This is a genomic window from Burkholderia sp. BCC0398, from assembly GCF_902833245.1.
Classification (GTDB): Bacteria; Pseudomonadota; Gammaproteobacteria; order Burkholderiales; family Burkholderiaceae; genus Burkholderia; species Burkholderia sola.
Map to the genome: position 1 here is coordinate 199,794 of NZ_CADFEM010000008.1, position 14,769 is coordinate 214,562.

Consider the following 14,769-nt stretch of genomic DNA (forward strand, 5'->3'; position numbering starts at 1 on the left):
CCGACACGCACGGTCCGCACCGGGCGGCGCATGCGTTTTTTTGTTCTCTATCGCGATCTCATCGCGCCGCTTCCGCGACGATCTGCGCAAGCCGCTCGCGGCAGAAATCGACGAACGACTGCGCCTGTTTCGTGAGCTGCCCGCGCTTCAGCCGCGCGCTCACGAGCCCGGACGGGCTGACCGTTTCGCTGAGGGATATCGTCACGACACGCTGGCCGTCGTACGTATAGTCGGAATGCGGGCGCGTGACGAGCAGCGAGAACCCGAAGCCCTGGCCGACCATCCCGCGCACCATCTCGATCGACGGCGAGCCGAACACGATGTTCGGCGTCAGCCCGAGTTCGTGAAACAGACTGACGAAATACGTGCGGCTCGGCTGCACGTCGAGCAGGATCATCGGCTCGACGCACAGGTCGCGCAGCGACACGTGCGTCTGGCTCGCGAACCGGTGGTTTTCGGGCAGCAGCACGTACGGCTGCTGCGGCGGCATCAGCGGCTCGGTTTCGATCGTGCCGTCGAGATCGTGGTCGTACATCAGCGCGAGATCGAACGTGCCGGACGTCAGCCCCTGTACGAGTTCCTGCTGGTCGCCGTCGCGCAGCCGGATGTTCACGCCCGGGTAGCGCTCGCGGAAGCCCGCGATCAGTTGCGGCAGATAGAGCGGCGCGACCGTCTCGAAGCAGCCGATGTCGATCTGCCCGGCGATCACGTCGTTGTCGGCGAGCGCGTTCTGTTCGAACTCGTGCGCGATGCGCAGCAGTTCCTGCGCTTTCCGGTAGAAGCGCGTGCCGCTCGGCGTCAGCGACACGCCCTGCGCGTGATGGCGAATGAACAGCTTCACGCCGAAGCTCTCTTCGAGCCCCTTGATCGCGCTGGAAATCGACGGCTGCGCGATGAAGAGCTGACGCGATGCCTCGGCGACGCTGCCGGATTCGACCGTCGTGATGAAGTACTTCAGTTGCCGCAATGTGTAGTGAGCCACAAGCACCTCTGATGCCCGCCCCGGCGTGCCGCCGCGGGCGCGTGCGCGTTCCATGGGGAAACAGACCCTGGCACCTTACCTGAAGTCGATCGGCGCCGAAATTTCCGCTGCAGAGCTTTTTCGTATGTCGCGGAAATATTTTTAGTATTTTCCGGTCGCGATGCACGTGGCGCACCATCGTCTCCAACCTGGATCGCGACGGGGCCGCGTGCGCGCCGGCGGGACATGTCATCCGTCCCTGCTTGCCGCGCACGCGCCGCTTCGTTCGGCGCCGCCGCGCATGCACGCGGTGCGGCGTCGCCCGTGCATCCGGACCGATGGCCGGCGCGCACCCCGACGCGCGCCGGCGTGAACGGCACGCGCGCATTGCCGCGCAGGACTGGAGACTTCACCATGACGAACGCGGAACGCAATGCGTCCCCGATGATAGAGAAGCACACGATCGGCTATGTGCCGCCCGCCGAACGCCACGGCAAGGTGCGCGACTTGTTCACGCTCTGGTTCGGCGGCAACATCGCGCCGCTGCCGATCGTGACCGGCGCGCTCGGCGTGCAGATGTTCCACCTGAACCTGATGTGGGGGATCGTCGCGATCGTCGTCGGCCAGGCGGTCGGCGGCGTGCTGATGGCGCTGCATTCGGCGCAGGGCCCGCAGATGGGCATCCCGCAGATGATCCAGAGCCGCGCGCAGTTCGGCTCGTGGGGTGCGCTGCTCGTCACGGTGATCGCGGCCGTGATGTACGTCGGCTTCTTCGCGTCGAACATCGTGCTCGCCGGCAAGTCGGTGCACGGCATCGCGTCGTCGGTGCCGGTGCCCGTCGGCATCGTGATCGGCGCGGTGGGCTCCGGGCTGATCGGGATCGTCGGCTACCGGTTCATCCACATCCTGAACCGGATCGGCACGTGGGTGCTCGGCATCGGCATCGCCGTCGGCTTCTGGATGATCCTCTCGCACGTGAACACCACCGATTTCCTGACGCGCGGCGGCTTCGACTTCGCGGGCTGGCTTGCGACGGTATCGCTGTCGGCGCTGTGGCAGATCGCGTTCGCGCCATACGTGTCGGACTATTCGCGCTATCTGCCGGAGGACGTCGGCGTCGCGTCCACGTTCTGGGCGACCTACCTCGGCTGCACGATCGGCTCGACGCTCGCGTTCATCTTCGGCGCGGTGGCCGTGCTCGCGGTGCCGGCCGGCGCGGACACGATGGACGCGGTCAAGCAGGCGACGGGCCCGCTCGGCCCGCTGATGCTCGTGCTGTTCCTGCTGAGCGTGATCAGCCACAACGCGCTGAACCTGTACGGCGCGGTGCTCGCGGTGATCACGTCGGTGCAGACGTTCGCGTACAAGTGGATTCCGACCGCGAAGGCGCGCGCGATCGTGTCGGTCGTGATCTTCGTTGCGTGCTGCTACGCGGCGATCGGCGCATCGAAGAACTTCGTCGGCAACCTCGTCGACCTGGTGCTCGCGCTGCTGGTCGTGCTGGTGCCGTGGACGGCGATCAACCTGATCGACTTCTACGTGATCCACAAGGGCAAGTACGACATCCAGTCGATCTTCATGGCGGACGGCGGAATCTACGGCCGCTTCAATCCGCAGGCGCTGCTCGCGTATGCGATCGGCATCGTGGTGCAGATTCCGTTCATGAACACGCCGATGTATGCGGGCCCGATTCCCGCGCATCTGGGCGGCGCGGATCTGTCGTGGCTCGTCGGCCTGCTGCTGACGTCGCCGCTGTACTACTGGCTCGCGACGCGCGACAGCGCGTATCGGCGCCGGCAGGGCGGCGCGCACCTGCCGCCGACGGCGGTGCGGTAAGCGCAGGGCGGCAGGCGGGCACGGGCGCGGCGTGTGCCGCGACCCTTGCCCGCCCGCGGATCAGGCCACAGCCGAGCGCGCGACGCGCACCGGCACCGACTTGTACGACGGCGTGCCGCTTTCCTTGTCGATGTAGTCGAGCGGCACGAGCACGTTCGCTTCCGGGTAGTACGCGCCGACCGAGCCCGGCGCGATGTCGTACTCGATCGCGGTGATCTTCTCGAGGCGCAGTGTGCGGCCCGACGCCGTGACCGTCTCGATGTCGACGAGGTCGCCGTGTTCGAGCCCGTACTTGTCGAGATCGGCCGCGTTCATGAACAGCACGTCGCGCCGGCCGAACACGCCGCGATAGCGGTCGTCGAGCCCGTAGATCGTCGTGTTGTACTGATCATGGCTGCGCAGCGTGATCAGCCGCAGCACCTGCTCGGCGCCGAGCGCGTCCGCGTCCTCCTTCACGCCCTTGTAGACCGAGAACATCGCCTTGCCGGTCGGCGTCGGCCACACGCGCTCGGTGGGCGGCAGCGGCAGGCGGAAGCCGCCCGGCGTGCGGATCCGCTCGTTGAACGCGTCGAAGCCGGCTACCGTCTTGTCGATCAGGTCGCGGATGCGGTCGTAGTCGGCGATCAGGTCGAGCCACGCGACCTTGCTGTTCGGCAGCGTCGCATGCGCGATGCCGGCGACGATCGCGGGCTCCGAGCGCAACTGGTCCGACGCCGGCTTCAGCTTGCCGGCCGACGCATGGACCATCGACATCGAATCCTCGACGGTGATCGATTGCCGGCCGGTGGCCTGCATGTCGAGCTCGGTGCGGCCGAGCACCGGCAGGATGAAGGTTTCCTTGCCGACCAGCAGGTGCGAACGGTTCAGCTTCGTGCCGAGATGCACGCTCAGGTCGAGCTTCGCCATCGCCGGGAACGACAGCTCCGGATCGGGCAGCGCGACCGCGAAGTTGCCGCCGAGGCACAGCAGCGCCTTCGCGGTGCCGTCGATCATCGCTTGCATCGCTTGCACCGCATCGTGCCCGTGTTTCGCGGGCGGCGTGAAGCCGCACACGTCCTCGATCTTCTTCAGGAATTCGGCCGACGGCTTCTCGGTGATGCCGACCGTGCGGTTGCCCTGCACGTTCGAATGGCCGCGCAGCGGGCACACACCGGCGCCGGGCTTGCCGATGTTGCCGCGCATCAGCAGCAGGTCGGCGATCAGGCGCACGGTAGCCGTGCCCTTGTTGTGCTGCGTGACGCCCATCCCGTACGTGACGATCGTCGCGTTCGACTTCGCGTACGCGAGCGCGACCTCTTCGAGCTGCGCCTGGGCGAGGCCGCTCGCGCGTTCGATGTCGTCCCACGACGTGGCTTCGAGATCGGCCGAGAACGCGTCGAAGCCGTCGGTGTGCTGCGCGATGAAATCGCGGTCGAGCACGTCGCCGCGCTCGGCCTCGAGCTTCAGCAGCGCCTTCATGATGCCTTTCAGCGCGGCCGCGTCGCCGCCCGCGTCGACCTGGTAGTACGTCGACGCGATCCGCGTCGAGCCGAACGACGCCATCTCGATCATGTCCTGCGGATCGGCGAAGCGTTCGAGCGCGCGTTCGCGCAGCGGGTTGAACACGATGATCGGCACGTTGCGGCGCGCGCACTCGTGCAGCGTGCCCATCATCCGCGGATGGTTCGTGCCGGGGTTGTGGCCGATCGAGATGATCAGCTCGCAGTGGTCGAAATCCTCGAGCGACACGGTGCCCTTGCCGATGCCGATCGACTGCGGCAGGCCGACGCTGGTCGGCTCGTGGCACATGTTCGAGCAGTCGGGGAAGTTGTTGGTGCCGAGCTCGCGCGCGAACAGCTGGTACAGGTACGCGGCTTCGTTCGACGCGCGGCCCGACGTGTAGAACTCGACCTGCTCGGGCGGCAGCGCGCGCAGCACTTCGCCGATGCGCGCGAACGCGTCGTCCCATTCGATCGCGCGGAACGTGTCGGTCGCGCGGTCGTAGACGAGCGGATGCGTGAGCCGGCCCATGTTCTCCAGTTCGTAGTCCGACATGCGCAGCAGTGACGACACGGTGTTCGCCGCGAAGAACTCCGGCGTCACGCGCTTGGTCGTCGCTTCCCACGTAACGGCCTTTGCGCCGTTCTCGCAGAACTGGAACGTCGACTTGTGCTCCTTGTCCGGCCACGCGCAGCCGGGGCAGTCGAAGCCGTCGGGCTGGTTGGTCCGCATCAGCACGATCGGCGCCTCGATGGTTTCCATTTGCGTGCGCACCGCATCGGCTGTCGCGCGAAGCGCGCCCCAACCGCCGGCGGGCCCGTCGTATTTCCTGATGCCTGGCACTTCGCGTCGATTTGTCATGTGAATCTCCAATAGCCGGGCCCGATGCGGGTGGCTCGGTTGCGCCGTGTCGCGGCGTGGGGCGGCTCCGTCCGCGGACGGAGCCGGTCATGCGTGCCCCGGGTGGTGGGGCATGCGTTGTTTTAGTGCGCGTCCTTCTTCGCGCCGGACGACTTCTTGCCCGACGGCTTCGCGGCGGGCGGCGGGGCGTCGGCACGCGTGTCGTCCGCCTTCGCGTCCGCTGCTGCGTTGGCGGCCTTGCCGGTCGGTTTGGCCTTGCCGCCGGCGTCCTGCTTTGTGTCCTTCGCCTCCTTCGCTTCAGGCGCGGCGAGCTTGTTGAACTTCACTTCGTCGCTGTCCTTGTCGTAGTCGACCTCGCACTTGTCGCCGGACTTCAGCCGATCGGCGAGGATTTCCTTCGCGAGCCGCGTCTCGATGGTCTGCCGGATCTGGCGCTTCAGCTCGCGCGCGCCGAATTCAGGCTGGTAGCCGGCTTCGGTCAGGTGTGCGACGAGCGAATCGCCCATCACGAGCGTGATGTCCTGCGCGGCGGCGGTACGCACCACGCGATCGAGCTGGATCTGCACGATCGCGCGGATGTTGTCCTTCGACAGCGCGTGGAAGACGATCACCTCGTCGATCCGGTTCAGGAACTCGGGCCGGAAATGCCCCTTCAGCACCTGCATCAGTTCCTCGCGGATCGCCTTGTCGGTCTTGCGCGCGGCTTCCGGCTGCGTGAGGTTGTCCATGATGATCGCCGCGCCGAGGTTGCTGGTCGCGATGATGATCGTGTTGCTGAAATCGACCACGCGACCCTTGCCGTCGGTGAGACGCCCGTCGTCGAACACCTGCAGCAGCACGTTGTAGACGTCCGGATGCGCCTTCTCGATCTCGTCGAGCAGGATCACGCTGTACGGGCGACGCCGCACGCGCTCGGTGAGCTGGCCGCCTTCGTCGTAGCCGACGTAGCCGGGCGGCGCGCCGATCAGACGCGCGACCGCGTGGCGTTCCATGTATTCCGACATGTCGATGCGGATGATCGCCTGCTCGTCGCCGAATACGGTCTCGGCCAGCGCCTTCGCGAGCTCGGTCTTGCCGACGCCCGTCGGCCCGAGGAACAGGAACGTCGCGATCGGCCGGTGCGTCTGGCCGAGCCCCGCGCGCGACAGCCGTACCGCATCGCTGACGGCGACCACCGCATCGGCCTGGCCGACCACGCGCTCGCGCAACTGCTCCTCCATCTTCAGCAGCTTCTGGCGCTCTTCCTGCGTGAGTTCGGACACGGGGATGCCGGTCAGCCGCGACACGACCTCGGCCACCGATTCAACGGTCACCTCGAGCGTCTCCGAACCGGTCTTGCGCTGCCACGCCTCCATCATCTCGTCGACGGCCTTCTGCTTCGCGCTGATCTGCTCTTCGAACTGCTTCGCTTCGTCGAAGCGCTTGCGCGACGTCGCGTAGTCCTGCTCGCGCTTCAGTTGCGCGATCTGCGCTTCGCCTTCCTGAATGTCGACCGGGCGCGACGTCGCGCCGATCCGCACGCGCGCGGCGGCCTGGTCGATCAGGTCGATCGCCTTGTCAGGCAGGAAGCGCGACGTGATATAGCGGTCGGCGAACTCGGCGGCCGCGACGAACGCGTCGTCGGCGAACGTCACCTGGTGGTGCGCCTCGAGACTGTCGCGCAGCCCGCGCAGGATCACGATCGTCTGCTCGACGCTCGGCTCCGGCACGAACACGGGCTGGAAGCGGCGTTCGAGCGCGGCGTCCTTCTCGATGTACTTCTGGTATTCGTTGAGCGTCGTCGCGCCGATCAGGCTCAGCTCGCCGCGCGCGAGCGCGGGCTTCAGCACGTTCGCGATGTCGAGGCCGCCTTCGCCGCCGCCCTGGCCCGCGCCGACGATCGTGTGCAGCTCGTCGATGAACAGGATCAGTTCGTCCTGCTTCGCGGTCACTTCGTCGATCAGCTGTTTTGCGCGTTCCTCGAATTCGCCGCGATACTTCGCGCCGGCCACCATCGAGTTGATGTTGACCTCGACGAGCCGCTTGTCGCGCAGCACTTCGGGCACGTCGCCGTTGACGATCCGCTGCGCGAGCCCCTCGACGATCGCGGTCTTGCCGACGCCCGGCTCGCCGATCAGCACCGGATTGTTCTTCTTGCGGCGCGCGAGCACCTCGATCGTGCTCTCGATTTCCTGCGCGCGGCCCAGCACCGGATCGAGCTTGCCCTGGCGCGCGATCGCGGTGAGGTCGCGGCCGAACTTGTCGAGGTTCGGCGTGCCGGTCGGCGCATCGACGCGGCCGTCCTCGGCGCCCTTGCCGACCACCTTCACGACCTTCTGGCGCAGCGCCTCGGGCGTCACGCCGTATTTCTTCAGCAGCGTGCCGGCGACGCTGTCAGGCACCGATGCGAGCCCGATCAACAAGTGCTCGGGGCCGATGTACGAGTGGCCGAGATCGCGCGACGCCTGAAACGCGTACTGCACGGCCTTCTTCACGCGCGGCGAGATCGACAGCTTGTCGAGCGGCGCGTCGGGAGCGGCCGTGCCGGTGTGCGCGTGCGCGTCGATGTACGTCTTGATGTCCTCCGGCGACAGCTTCAGTTCCTTCAGCAGCGCGGCACATACGTCGGTGTCCGCGAGCGCGTACAGCAGGTGTTCGGAATCGAGCTCGCTGCGGCGCAGCTCGTGCGCCTTCTCGGCCGCGCGCTGCAGCAGTTCGAGCGTCTGTTCGCTGAACGCGTCGGTCGGATCGACCGATTCGCGCGGAATCTCGGCGGCGAGCGGCGATTCGTCGCCGAGCCCGCCGAACAGCGACGACGGTCCGCCACCGCCGAGCAGCGAATCGAACGGATTCAGCATGCTCTGATGCCGCATCAGCTGGCGGAAGTGGTAATCGCAGATCGAGATCGTCTTGCGCTCGCCGTCCTGCATCACGGTGGCGCGTGCAACGGCCGGCCGCGCGTGGCAGATATCGCAAAGTGCGGGCATGGTGGTCTGGCTCCTGTCGGTGAAGGTGGGTCGAAGCGTGACGCCCGATGCGGTGCGGCGCTCGCGCGTCCCGATCGCGGTCGGGGCGGGAAGCGCGAGTGCCGCAAGGAGCCCACGGCATCGCTTCGACTGCGTTCAAAATAACGAATCGACGCGGCCCGTCCAAGACACAGTTCCATGCCGGACCGGCCGTGAATTGCACCCTCACATGGACGTGGGCCGGGGCGGCAAGGAGTACAGACGCGCAAGCGGGCGGCGGCGCGGGCGTGTGCGGCGCGTACGGCTTGCGGTGGAAGGCGCGGGAAAGGGCGGCGCCCGAACGACGCGCGGTGCGACATCGGCGCGCAGTGCGCCGGCAGCGGCCGAACGGGGGCCAGACGGGACGCGACGCGCGAGCGCGAACCGGTGGCGTCCGGCCATGCGTGCACCGCAGCCGAGACGCGCGGTGCGGCCGGGGAAGGCGAAGGCGGGTGACACCGCACGCGCCGGCCATCGCGCAACCGCGGTGCACCACGATCAGTCGGAGAGTGTCATCGCGAGCCGTTGCCGCGCGATCTGCTTGACGTCGGCCGACAGTGCCGCATTCTGCAGACCATTGGCCCAGACGGAGAACGAATCCTCGATCAGGTTGCGCGTGTCGGGCGGCAGCTCGGCCAGCATCAGCGACACGACGGTAAACAGCACGGCGGTGTCGCCGGCCTGGCGGCTGGCATTCGCGTCGACCGTCTGCTTCAGGGTCGCGACGGACGCCTGCAGCGCCTGTAATGCATCATTCGATTCGCTCATGAAATCCTCCATGCAAGATGAGCTGGAGCGGCGACGAACCCGTGGCCGGCGGCGCGGCCGGCGCGCGACGCCCGGGCGGACATCGCGCGTCGGCAACCGCGCTCAGGCGGCCGCGTTACCCTGCGGCGCCACGGCCACCGATGCCTCGCTCGTCAACATCAGGAACGTGAACGTTTCGCGCAGGTACAGGCGGACGCCCTTGTCGGTGTGGCTCGTGTAGCCGATCGACAGGTCTTCCCCGAGGTGCAGCTCGTAATCGCCGCCGCGCGTGGACAGCACGCAGCCGCCGCTGATCGCCGGCGCCCAGATGATCTCGCCGCTGACGATGCGTTTGATATGACCGAGGACCGGATAGCCCTGGTCGCGCGCTTCGCTGAGCGCGGTGTACGCGTCCGACCCGAGCACGACCGAGTACGGACCGTCGACGCCGGCGAGGCGCAGCGCTTCCAGCGCGTCGCTGATCGCGTCCGGGTACGCGCCGACGTCCGCCGGCAGCGTGAGCCGGCGGTTCGACGTGCCTTCGCGGATGCCGATGATGCCGGCCGCGCGGTAGCCGTCGAAGATCGCGCTGTCTTCGGCGAACGCGAGCCGTTGCGCGGCTTCCTTCGCCGGCTGCCAGTCGGCGTCGCGCGCGCCGCGCTCGACGCTGTCGATCGCGTCGCGGCTCAGCTCGAACGGCACCGTCAGCTCGACGATCGTGCGTACTTCGCGCAGCCGCGCGTTCACGAGTTCGCGCGGCGCGGCCACGTCGAGCAGGTGCCCGGTGCCGACGGCCGACAGCTCGGGGCCTGCGGGGCCCTCGACGTCGACGACGCGGCGGCCGGCCACCGATCGTTTGAAGGTGCGCGCCACTTCCTCCTCGATTTGTTCCCAGGCGGACGACGAGATCGGGGCGAGTTCGCGATGCAGGTTATTCATAGGTCGGGGTTCCTTTCAGCGAGCCGATGTTCAGCGAGCCGTCGCGCCGCGGTGCGGCAGGCGCGGACGGCGTGGATTCCGGTTGGGCGGCTTCGGCGGCCGGCGCGGGGCGGTCGGCGAGCGTTTCGAGCAGGTCGGCCGACGGCACGAAGAACAGCGAGCCGGTGACCGCGCGGCTGTAGTCGAGCAGGCGGTCGTAGTTGCCGGGCGGGCGGCCGACGAACATGTTCTCGAGCATCTGCTCGATCGGCGCCGGCGAGCGCGCATAGCCGATGAAATAGGTGCCGAATTCGCCGGCGCCCGGACGCCCGAACGGCATGTTGTCGCGCAGGATCTTCACTTCCTGGCCGCCCTCGTCGAGCGTGGTCAGCGAGCTGTGCGAGCACGACGGCTTCACGTCCGGCGCGAGCTCGATGTCGGACAGCTTGGTGCGGCCGATGATGCGCTCCTGCGTCTCGACCGCGAGCGCGTTCCAGCCGGCCATGTCGTGCAGGTACTTCTGCACGAGCACGTAGCTGCCGCCCGCGAATTCCGCGTCTTCGTCGCCGATCACCGTGAAGTCGACCGCTTCGCGGCCTTCCGGATTCTCGGTGCCGTCGACGAAGCCGATCATCGCGCGCTGGTCGAAATTGCGGAAGCCGTGCACCTCGTCGACGACCGTGACCGCGTCGCCGAGCGCATTGAGCAATTGCGTCGCCAATTCGAAGCACAGGTCCATCGCTTCCGCGCGGATGTGCAGCAGGATGTCGCCGGGCGTCGCCACTGCGACGCGCTGGCCGGCGCCGAATTCGCGGAACGGATGCAGCGACGCGGGGCGCGGCTCGCCGAACAGCGCATCCCATGCGTCGGAGCCGAAGCCGCAGACGCACGTGAGGTTGCCGCCCGGCACGCGCTTGCCGACCGAGCGCACGAGCGCGGCGATGTCGCCGCACCATGAACGGATCGTGTCGGCGTGATCGGCGCCGGGATTGATCGTCGCCACGAGAAAGATCGCGCTGCGCGTGATCGGGCTGTGGACGGCCTGGGAGAGCGGGGGAGGGGTAGTCTGCATCGCGGCCTGCCGGTCAGTCATGTCGGGACGGACGGGCCGCGGCAGCCGCGGCGCGCGAACGCGAACGGTTGAACTGTGTCATGCGACGGTTCTCTTTGTGACGTGCGGATGAAGGACGTTGCGCGGGCATCGCGCAACGGGCCGCAGCGGCGGCGGCCGGCCCCCGGCGCGAAGGGGAGGCGGACGTGGCGGCCGCGCGTTCGCCCGGCGCGTGAGCTGTCCGCACCGCGTAACGGCGTCGAGCCTGCAATCTAGCAGCTTCGACGGGTCTTTGGAACACGTATCGATGATCTGTCATTCGAATGGATCAAACAGGGCCCGGTTTTGTGCGGCGCCCGCGCAGCTGTACTCCTGGCGCGCGCGGCGCTGTGCTCTTGAGCGTGCGTGTCGCGTGCAGTAGATTAGGTCCCGCTACGGTCCCGCCACGGTTCCGCTCCGCCCGACGACGACCATCATGATGAACCTTTTGGAAGCGATGCGTATTTTCGGTGCAATCGTCGAGCACGGCGGGCTGTCCGGCGAGGCGTCCGACCTGAAGCTCGACGTCGCGCAGGTGAGCGCGCGGCTCGATGGCCTCGAACGCTATCTCGGTTGCCGCTTGCTGCTGGACCGCTCGGGCGACGACGTCATATGCACCGAGGCCGGCGTCGCGTTTCATGCGTGTTGCCGGCGCACGCTGTCCGCGGTCGCGCAGGCGACCGGCGCGATCGGAACCGGTGCGTGCGCAACGGTCTCCCGTCCGCCCGTCGCAGGCTTTCCGTTTCCCGACACCCCCCGCCGCAGCGATGGCGCATCGATCGCGGCACCGACGACACTGCACCGGACAACGCGTTGAATATTTCCACTGCATCCGCCGATACGACCGCCGAGCGCATTCGTCGCCGCTTCGGCCATTTCCTTCACGCGGCCGAGCTGGCCGGGCTGGTCGTGATCGGGCTGGCGACCGCGTTCGCGATGACGCAGGAGGCGTGGAAGGTCGTGCTCGCGGGCGAAGTGTCGCTGACGGACCTGCTGCTGATGTTCCTGTATCTGGAAGTGCTCGCGATGGACCTGCGCTACCTGCGGCTCGGCCGGCTGCCGGTGCGGTTTCCGCTGTTCATCGCGATGACGTCGCTCGCGCGCGACCTGATCCTGCGCGGCGCGACCGACAGCCCCGAGCGGATGCTGATGACGACTTTCGGGATCGTGCTGCTCGCGGTCGGCGTGCTGATCCTGAGCTTCGGCCAGCATCGCTTTCCGGCGGACGTCGACGATGTCGAGGACGACGTGCATGTGCGCAAGTAACGCGGCCCGGGCGGCATTCGAAGCGAACCCCGGCGCGCCGTGCGACGTGCGGCGGCCTCATTCTCATCCCAACACGCGAGGTGTCGCATGACCAGGCAATTGATCGTCGCCGTATTCGGCAGCGTCGACACGGCCCGCCGGGCCGCGAACGATTTCGATGCGCTGTCGGAGAAGAACGAAGGATTCCATATCGAGAATGGCGTCGTCGTCGAGAAGGACGCGAACGGCAAGCTCGCGGTGCTCGACGCCGAATCGCGGCCGTTCAGGGGCGGCGTGATCGGCGCGATCGCGGGCGGCTTGCTCGGCCTGCTGGCCGGACCGCTCGGCGTGGTGACCGGCATGGCGGCCGGCGCGGGCGCCGGCATTCTCGCGCAAGCGGCCGGCAACGCGCTGCTCGACGGCACGTTCGTCGAGACGGTCGCGGCGCGGCTCGTGCCCGGCAGCGTCGCGGTCATTCTCGAAGCGAAGGAGGACACGCCGTTCTCGGTCGACAACGTCGTCACGGGATTCGGCGGCAAGGTGTTTCGCCAGACGCTCGACTGAGCCCGCCCCTTTTCGAACCGAGTCGGGAGAACCGCATGCGTATCGATCGATCGTACCGCCGCTTCGACATCGCGGCGACGCTGTCGCCGCTGCCCGGCAACCGCGCGATCGCGAGCGTCGACGTGACGACCGACGATCCGGGCCGCCTCGCCGATCTCGGCACGAGCCAGTTCCTGCAGATCCGCAAGTGGCTCGAGTCGAACGACGTCGCGCTGCTGACTGTGGTGTTCGACGAGTGCAAGGTCGCGATCGACCACTACGCGGACAACGTCGACGACGCGTGAGGGCGAGCGGGCCCCCGCATGGCCGGGCTTCGCAACACCGCCGGCCGCTCCGCCATCCTCGGGACATCATGACGTGCGCGCGGCGAACGGCGGTCGCGACGTCGCATGCGCATCTGTTCACCACGCCGGCCTGATTTGACGTTTCCTCGCCAAACTGTCACTTACATTCGCCGAAATGACGCAGTAGGATGCCGAACCTTGTCTTGATGAGATTCGCATTGCTATCCGCCTTCAATTTCGATAACGGACGAGGTTCCAGCCGGGATACCCGCGCCCGGCGACGGCTATCCGGCTTCATGCGTCGGCGCGGCCGTGCCGCCCATGCGGCGCAAGCCGGTTCATCGCGGCCGGGGCGAGGCGGATGAAGCTCTACGAGAAGTTTGCGAACGACGTAGAGCGACTCATTCGGCAAGGCGTATATCGACACGGCGACCGTGTGCCGTCGGTGCGGCAGGCGAGCCAGCAGCACCGGATCAGCATCACGACGGTGCTGCATGCGTATCTGCTGCTGGAAAGCCGCGGGCTGCTCGAAAGCCGGCCGCAGTCCGGCTATTTCGTGAACCTGCGGCGCGACGACGGGCACGCGCCGGTGCGCGAACTGCGGCCGTCGAAGCCGATCGCGATCTCGTCGTCGGTCGACGTGAGCCGGCTCGTGCTGTCGACGCTGCGCTCGATCGGCACGGACGACGCGGTGCCGCTCGGCTCGCCGTATCCGGACCCGAGCCTGTTCCCGTTCGAGAAACTGAACCGCTACGCGTATGCGGCCGGCCGCGACAAGTCGCTGTGGGGCGTGACCGACGGGCTGCCGCCCGGCCATCCGCGGCTGATCCGGCAGATCGCGCGCCGCTACCTGGAGAACGGGATGTCGGTGGACCCGAACGAGATCATCGTGACGGTCGGCGCGACGGAAGCGATCAACCTGTGCCTGCAGGCGGTCGCGAAACCAGGCGACACGATCGCGGTGGAATCGCCGACGTTCTACGCGATGCTGCACGCGATCGAGCGGATGGGGATGAAGGCGATCGAGGTGGCCACGCATCCGGAATACGGAATCGACATCGCGGCGCTGGCCGCGATCGCGAAGTCGCAGCCGATCGCCGCGTGCATGGTGATGCCGAACTTCCAGAATCCGCTGGGTTTCCAGATGCCGGACGAGCGCAAGCGCGAACTGGTTGAGTTCGCAACGAAGGCCGGCATGCCGATCATCGAGAACGGCGTATACAACGAACTGTATTTCGGCGATACGCATCCGAGTTCATTGAAATCCTACGACCGGACCGGGATCGTGCTGCATTGCTCGTCGTTCTCGAAGAGCCTGACGGCCGCGTACCGGATCGGCTGGGCGCTGCCGGGCCGTTATCGCGATCAGGTCGAGAAGCTGAAGTTCCTGAATACGCTCGCGACGCCGTCGTTGCCGCAACTGGCGATCGCGGAGTTTCTCGAGCGCGACGGCTACGAGCATCACCTGCGGCGAATTCGCAAGGCGTATGCGCAGCAGGCGAACCTGATGCGCGCGATGGTGTCGCGGTTCTTTCCGGAAGGCACGCGCATGTCGAGCCCGGCGGGCGGGTATGTGCTGTGGGTCGAGTTGCCGGCGCAGGTCGATGCGATGCGGTTGTACCAGCTTGCGCTGGAGCAGGGGATCACGATCGGGCCGGGCTACATGTTTTCGATCGCGGACACCTATCGAAACTTCATCCGCCTGAACTACAGCAGCCCGTGGTCGCCGGAGATCGAGCAGGCGGTCGTCGCCGTCGGCAAGCTCGCTGCCGCCTGCGTCGGCTGAGCGCGCCGCCGCGC

Annotated in this window: 12 protein-coding genes; 6 read left to right on the plus strand and 6 right to left on the minus strand. The window is 67.4% G+C overall.

Annotated features, from left to right (window positions below):
- Positions 1–58: 58 nt before the first annotated feature.
- Entirely contained in the window at positions 59–982 is a 924-nt protein-coding gene (locus HWX76_RS19205) for a LysR substrate-binding domain-containing protein (RefSeq protein ID WP_124557616.1), read from the minus strand.
- A 393-nt stretch (positions 983–1,375) separates the two neighbouring features.
- Between HWX76_RS19205 and HWX76_RS19210 the strand changes: the two genes are divergently transcribed.
- Positions 1,376–2,797, plus strand: coding sequence for a cytosine permease (locus HWX76_RS19210; protein ID WP_050014026.1), 1,422 nt, complete (start codon positions 1,376–1,378; stop codon positions 2,795–2,797).
- A 60-nt stretch (positions 2,798–2,857) separates the two neighbouring features.
- Here HWX76_RS19210 and HWX76_RS19215 read toward each other — a convergent pair whose 3' ends face one another.
- From HWX76_RS19215 to HWX76_RS19235, 5 genes are all read right to left on the minus strand, one after another.
- Positions 2,858–5,137, minus strand: coding sequence for an FdhF/YdeP family oxidoreductase (locus HWX76_RS19215; RefSeq protein WP_176016184.1), 2,280 nt, complete (start codon positions 5,135–5,137; stop codon positions 2,858–2,860).
- 122 nt (positions 5,138–5,259) lie between these two features.
- The gene (locus HWX76_RS19220) at positions 5,260–8,103 is read right to left on the minus strand and encodes an AAA family ATPase (RefSeq protein ID WP_176016185.1); all 2,844 of its coding nucleotides are present in this window, start codon (positions 8,101–8,103) and stop codon (positions 5,260–5,262) included.
- Between the two features lie 516 nt (positions 8,104–8,619).
- The gene (locus tag HWX76_RS19225; RefSeq protein WP_050014023.1) at positions 8,620–8,889 is read right to left on the minus strand and encodes a hypothetical protein; all 270 of its coding nucleotides are present in this window, start codon (positions 8,887–8,889) and stop codon (positions 8,620–8,622) included.
- 102 nt (positions 8,890–8,991) lie between these two features.
- A complete protein-coding gene (locus tag HWX76_RS19230) occupies positions 8,992–9,807 on the minus strand; it encodes a family 1 encapsulin nanocompartment shell protein (protein ID WP_050014022.1) in 816 nt (271 codons plus the stop codon).
- On the minus strand, positions 9,800–10,879 hold the full coding sequence (locus HWX76_RS19235) for a Dyp-type peroxidase (RefSeq protein ID WP_050014021.1): 1,080 nt from the start codon (positions 10,877–10,879) through the stop codon (positions 9,800–9,802). Before HWX76_RS19235 ends, HWX76_RS19230 begins: the two co-directional genes overlap by 8 nt.
- A 436-nt stretch (positions 10,880–11,315) precedes the next feature.
- Here HWX76_RS19235 and HWX76_RS19240 point away from each other — a divergent pair, with 436 nt between their 5' ends.
- From HWX76_RS19240 to HWX76_RS19260, 5 genes are all read left to right on the plus strand, one after another.
- Positions 11,316–11,693, plus strand: a complete 378-nt coding sequence (locus tag HWX76_RS19240; RefSeq protein WP_176016248.1) for a LysR family transcriptional regulator — start codon at positions 11,316–11,318, stop codon at positions 11,691–11,693.
- Positions 11,690–12,142 carry a phosphate-starvation-inducible PsiE family protein gene (locus HWX76_RS19245; RefSeq protein WP_050014020.1) on the plus strand — a complete coding sequence of 151 codons (453 nt, stop codon included), beginning with the start codon at positions 11,690–11,692 and terminating at the stop codon, positions 12,140–12,142. Before HWX76_RS19240 ends, HWX76_RS19245 begins: the two co-directional genes overlap by 4 nt.
- Before the next feature lie 87 nt (positions 12,143–12,229).
- The gene (locus HWX76_RS19250) at positions 12,230–12,685 is read left to right on the plus strand and encodes a DUF1269 domain-containing protein (RefSeq protein ID WP_089490320.1); all 456 of its coding nucleotides are present in this window, start codon (positions 12,230–12,232) and stop codon (positions 12,683–12,685) included.
- Between the two features lie 35 nt (positions 12,686–12,720).
- Positions 12,721–12,969, plus strand: a complete 249-nt coding sequence (locus HWX76_RS19255; RefSeq protein ID WP_050014018.1) for a hypothetical protein — start codon at positions 12,721–12,723, stop codon at positions 12,967–12,969.
- A 361-nt stretch (positions 12,970–13,330) separates the two neighbouring features.
- A complete protein-coding gene (locus tag HWX76_RS19260; protein ID WP_176016186.1) occupies positions 13,331–14,755 on the plus strand; it encodes a PLP-dependent aminotransferase family protein in 1,425 nt (474 codons plus the stop codon).
- Positions 14,756–14,769 lie beyond the last annotated feature (14 nt).

Coding starts and splice junctions, on each gene's coding strand:
- HWX76_RS19210 (WP_050014026.1), top strand. CDS start 1,376: ATGACGAACGCGGAACGCAATGCGTCCCCGATGATAGAGAAGCACACG.
- HWX76_RS19215 (WP_176016184.1), bottom strand. CDS start 5,137: ATGACAAATCGACGCGAAGTGCCAGGCATCAGGAAATACGACGGGCCC.
- HWX76_RS19220 (WP_176016185.1), bottom strand. CDS start 8,103: ATGCCCGCACTTTGCGATATCTGCCACGCGCGGCCGGCCGTTGCACGC.
- HWX76_RS19225 (WP_050014023.1), bottom strand. CDS start 8,889: ATGAGCGAATCGAATGATGCATTACAGGCGCTGCAGGCGTCCGTCGCG.
- HWX76_RS19230 (WP_050014022.1), bottom strand. CDS start 9,807: ATGAATAACCTGCATCGCGAACTCGCCCCGATCTCGTCGTCCGCCTGG.
- HWX76_RS19235 (WP_050014021.1), bottom strand. CDS start 10,879: ATGACTGACCGGCAGGCCGCGATGCAGACTACCCCTCCCCCGCTCTCC.
- HWX76_RS19240 (WP_176016248.1), top strand. CDS start 11,316: ATGAACCTTTTGGAAGCGATGCGTATTTTCGGTGCAATCGTCGAGCAC.
- HWX76_RS19250 (WP_089490320.1), top strand. CDS start 12,230: ATGACCAGGCAATTGATCGTCGCCGTATTCGGCAGCGTCGACACGGCC.
- HWX76_RS19255 (WP_050014018.1), top strand. CDS start 12,721: ATGCGTATCGATCGATCGTACCGCCGCTTCGACATCGCGGCGACGCTG.
- HWX76_RS19260 (WP_176016186.1), top strand. CDS start 13,331: ATGAAGCTCTACGAGAAGTTTGCGAACGACGTAGAGCGACTCATTCGG.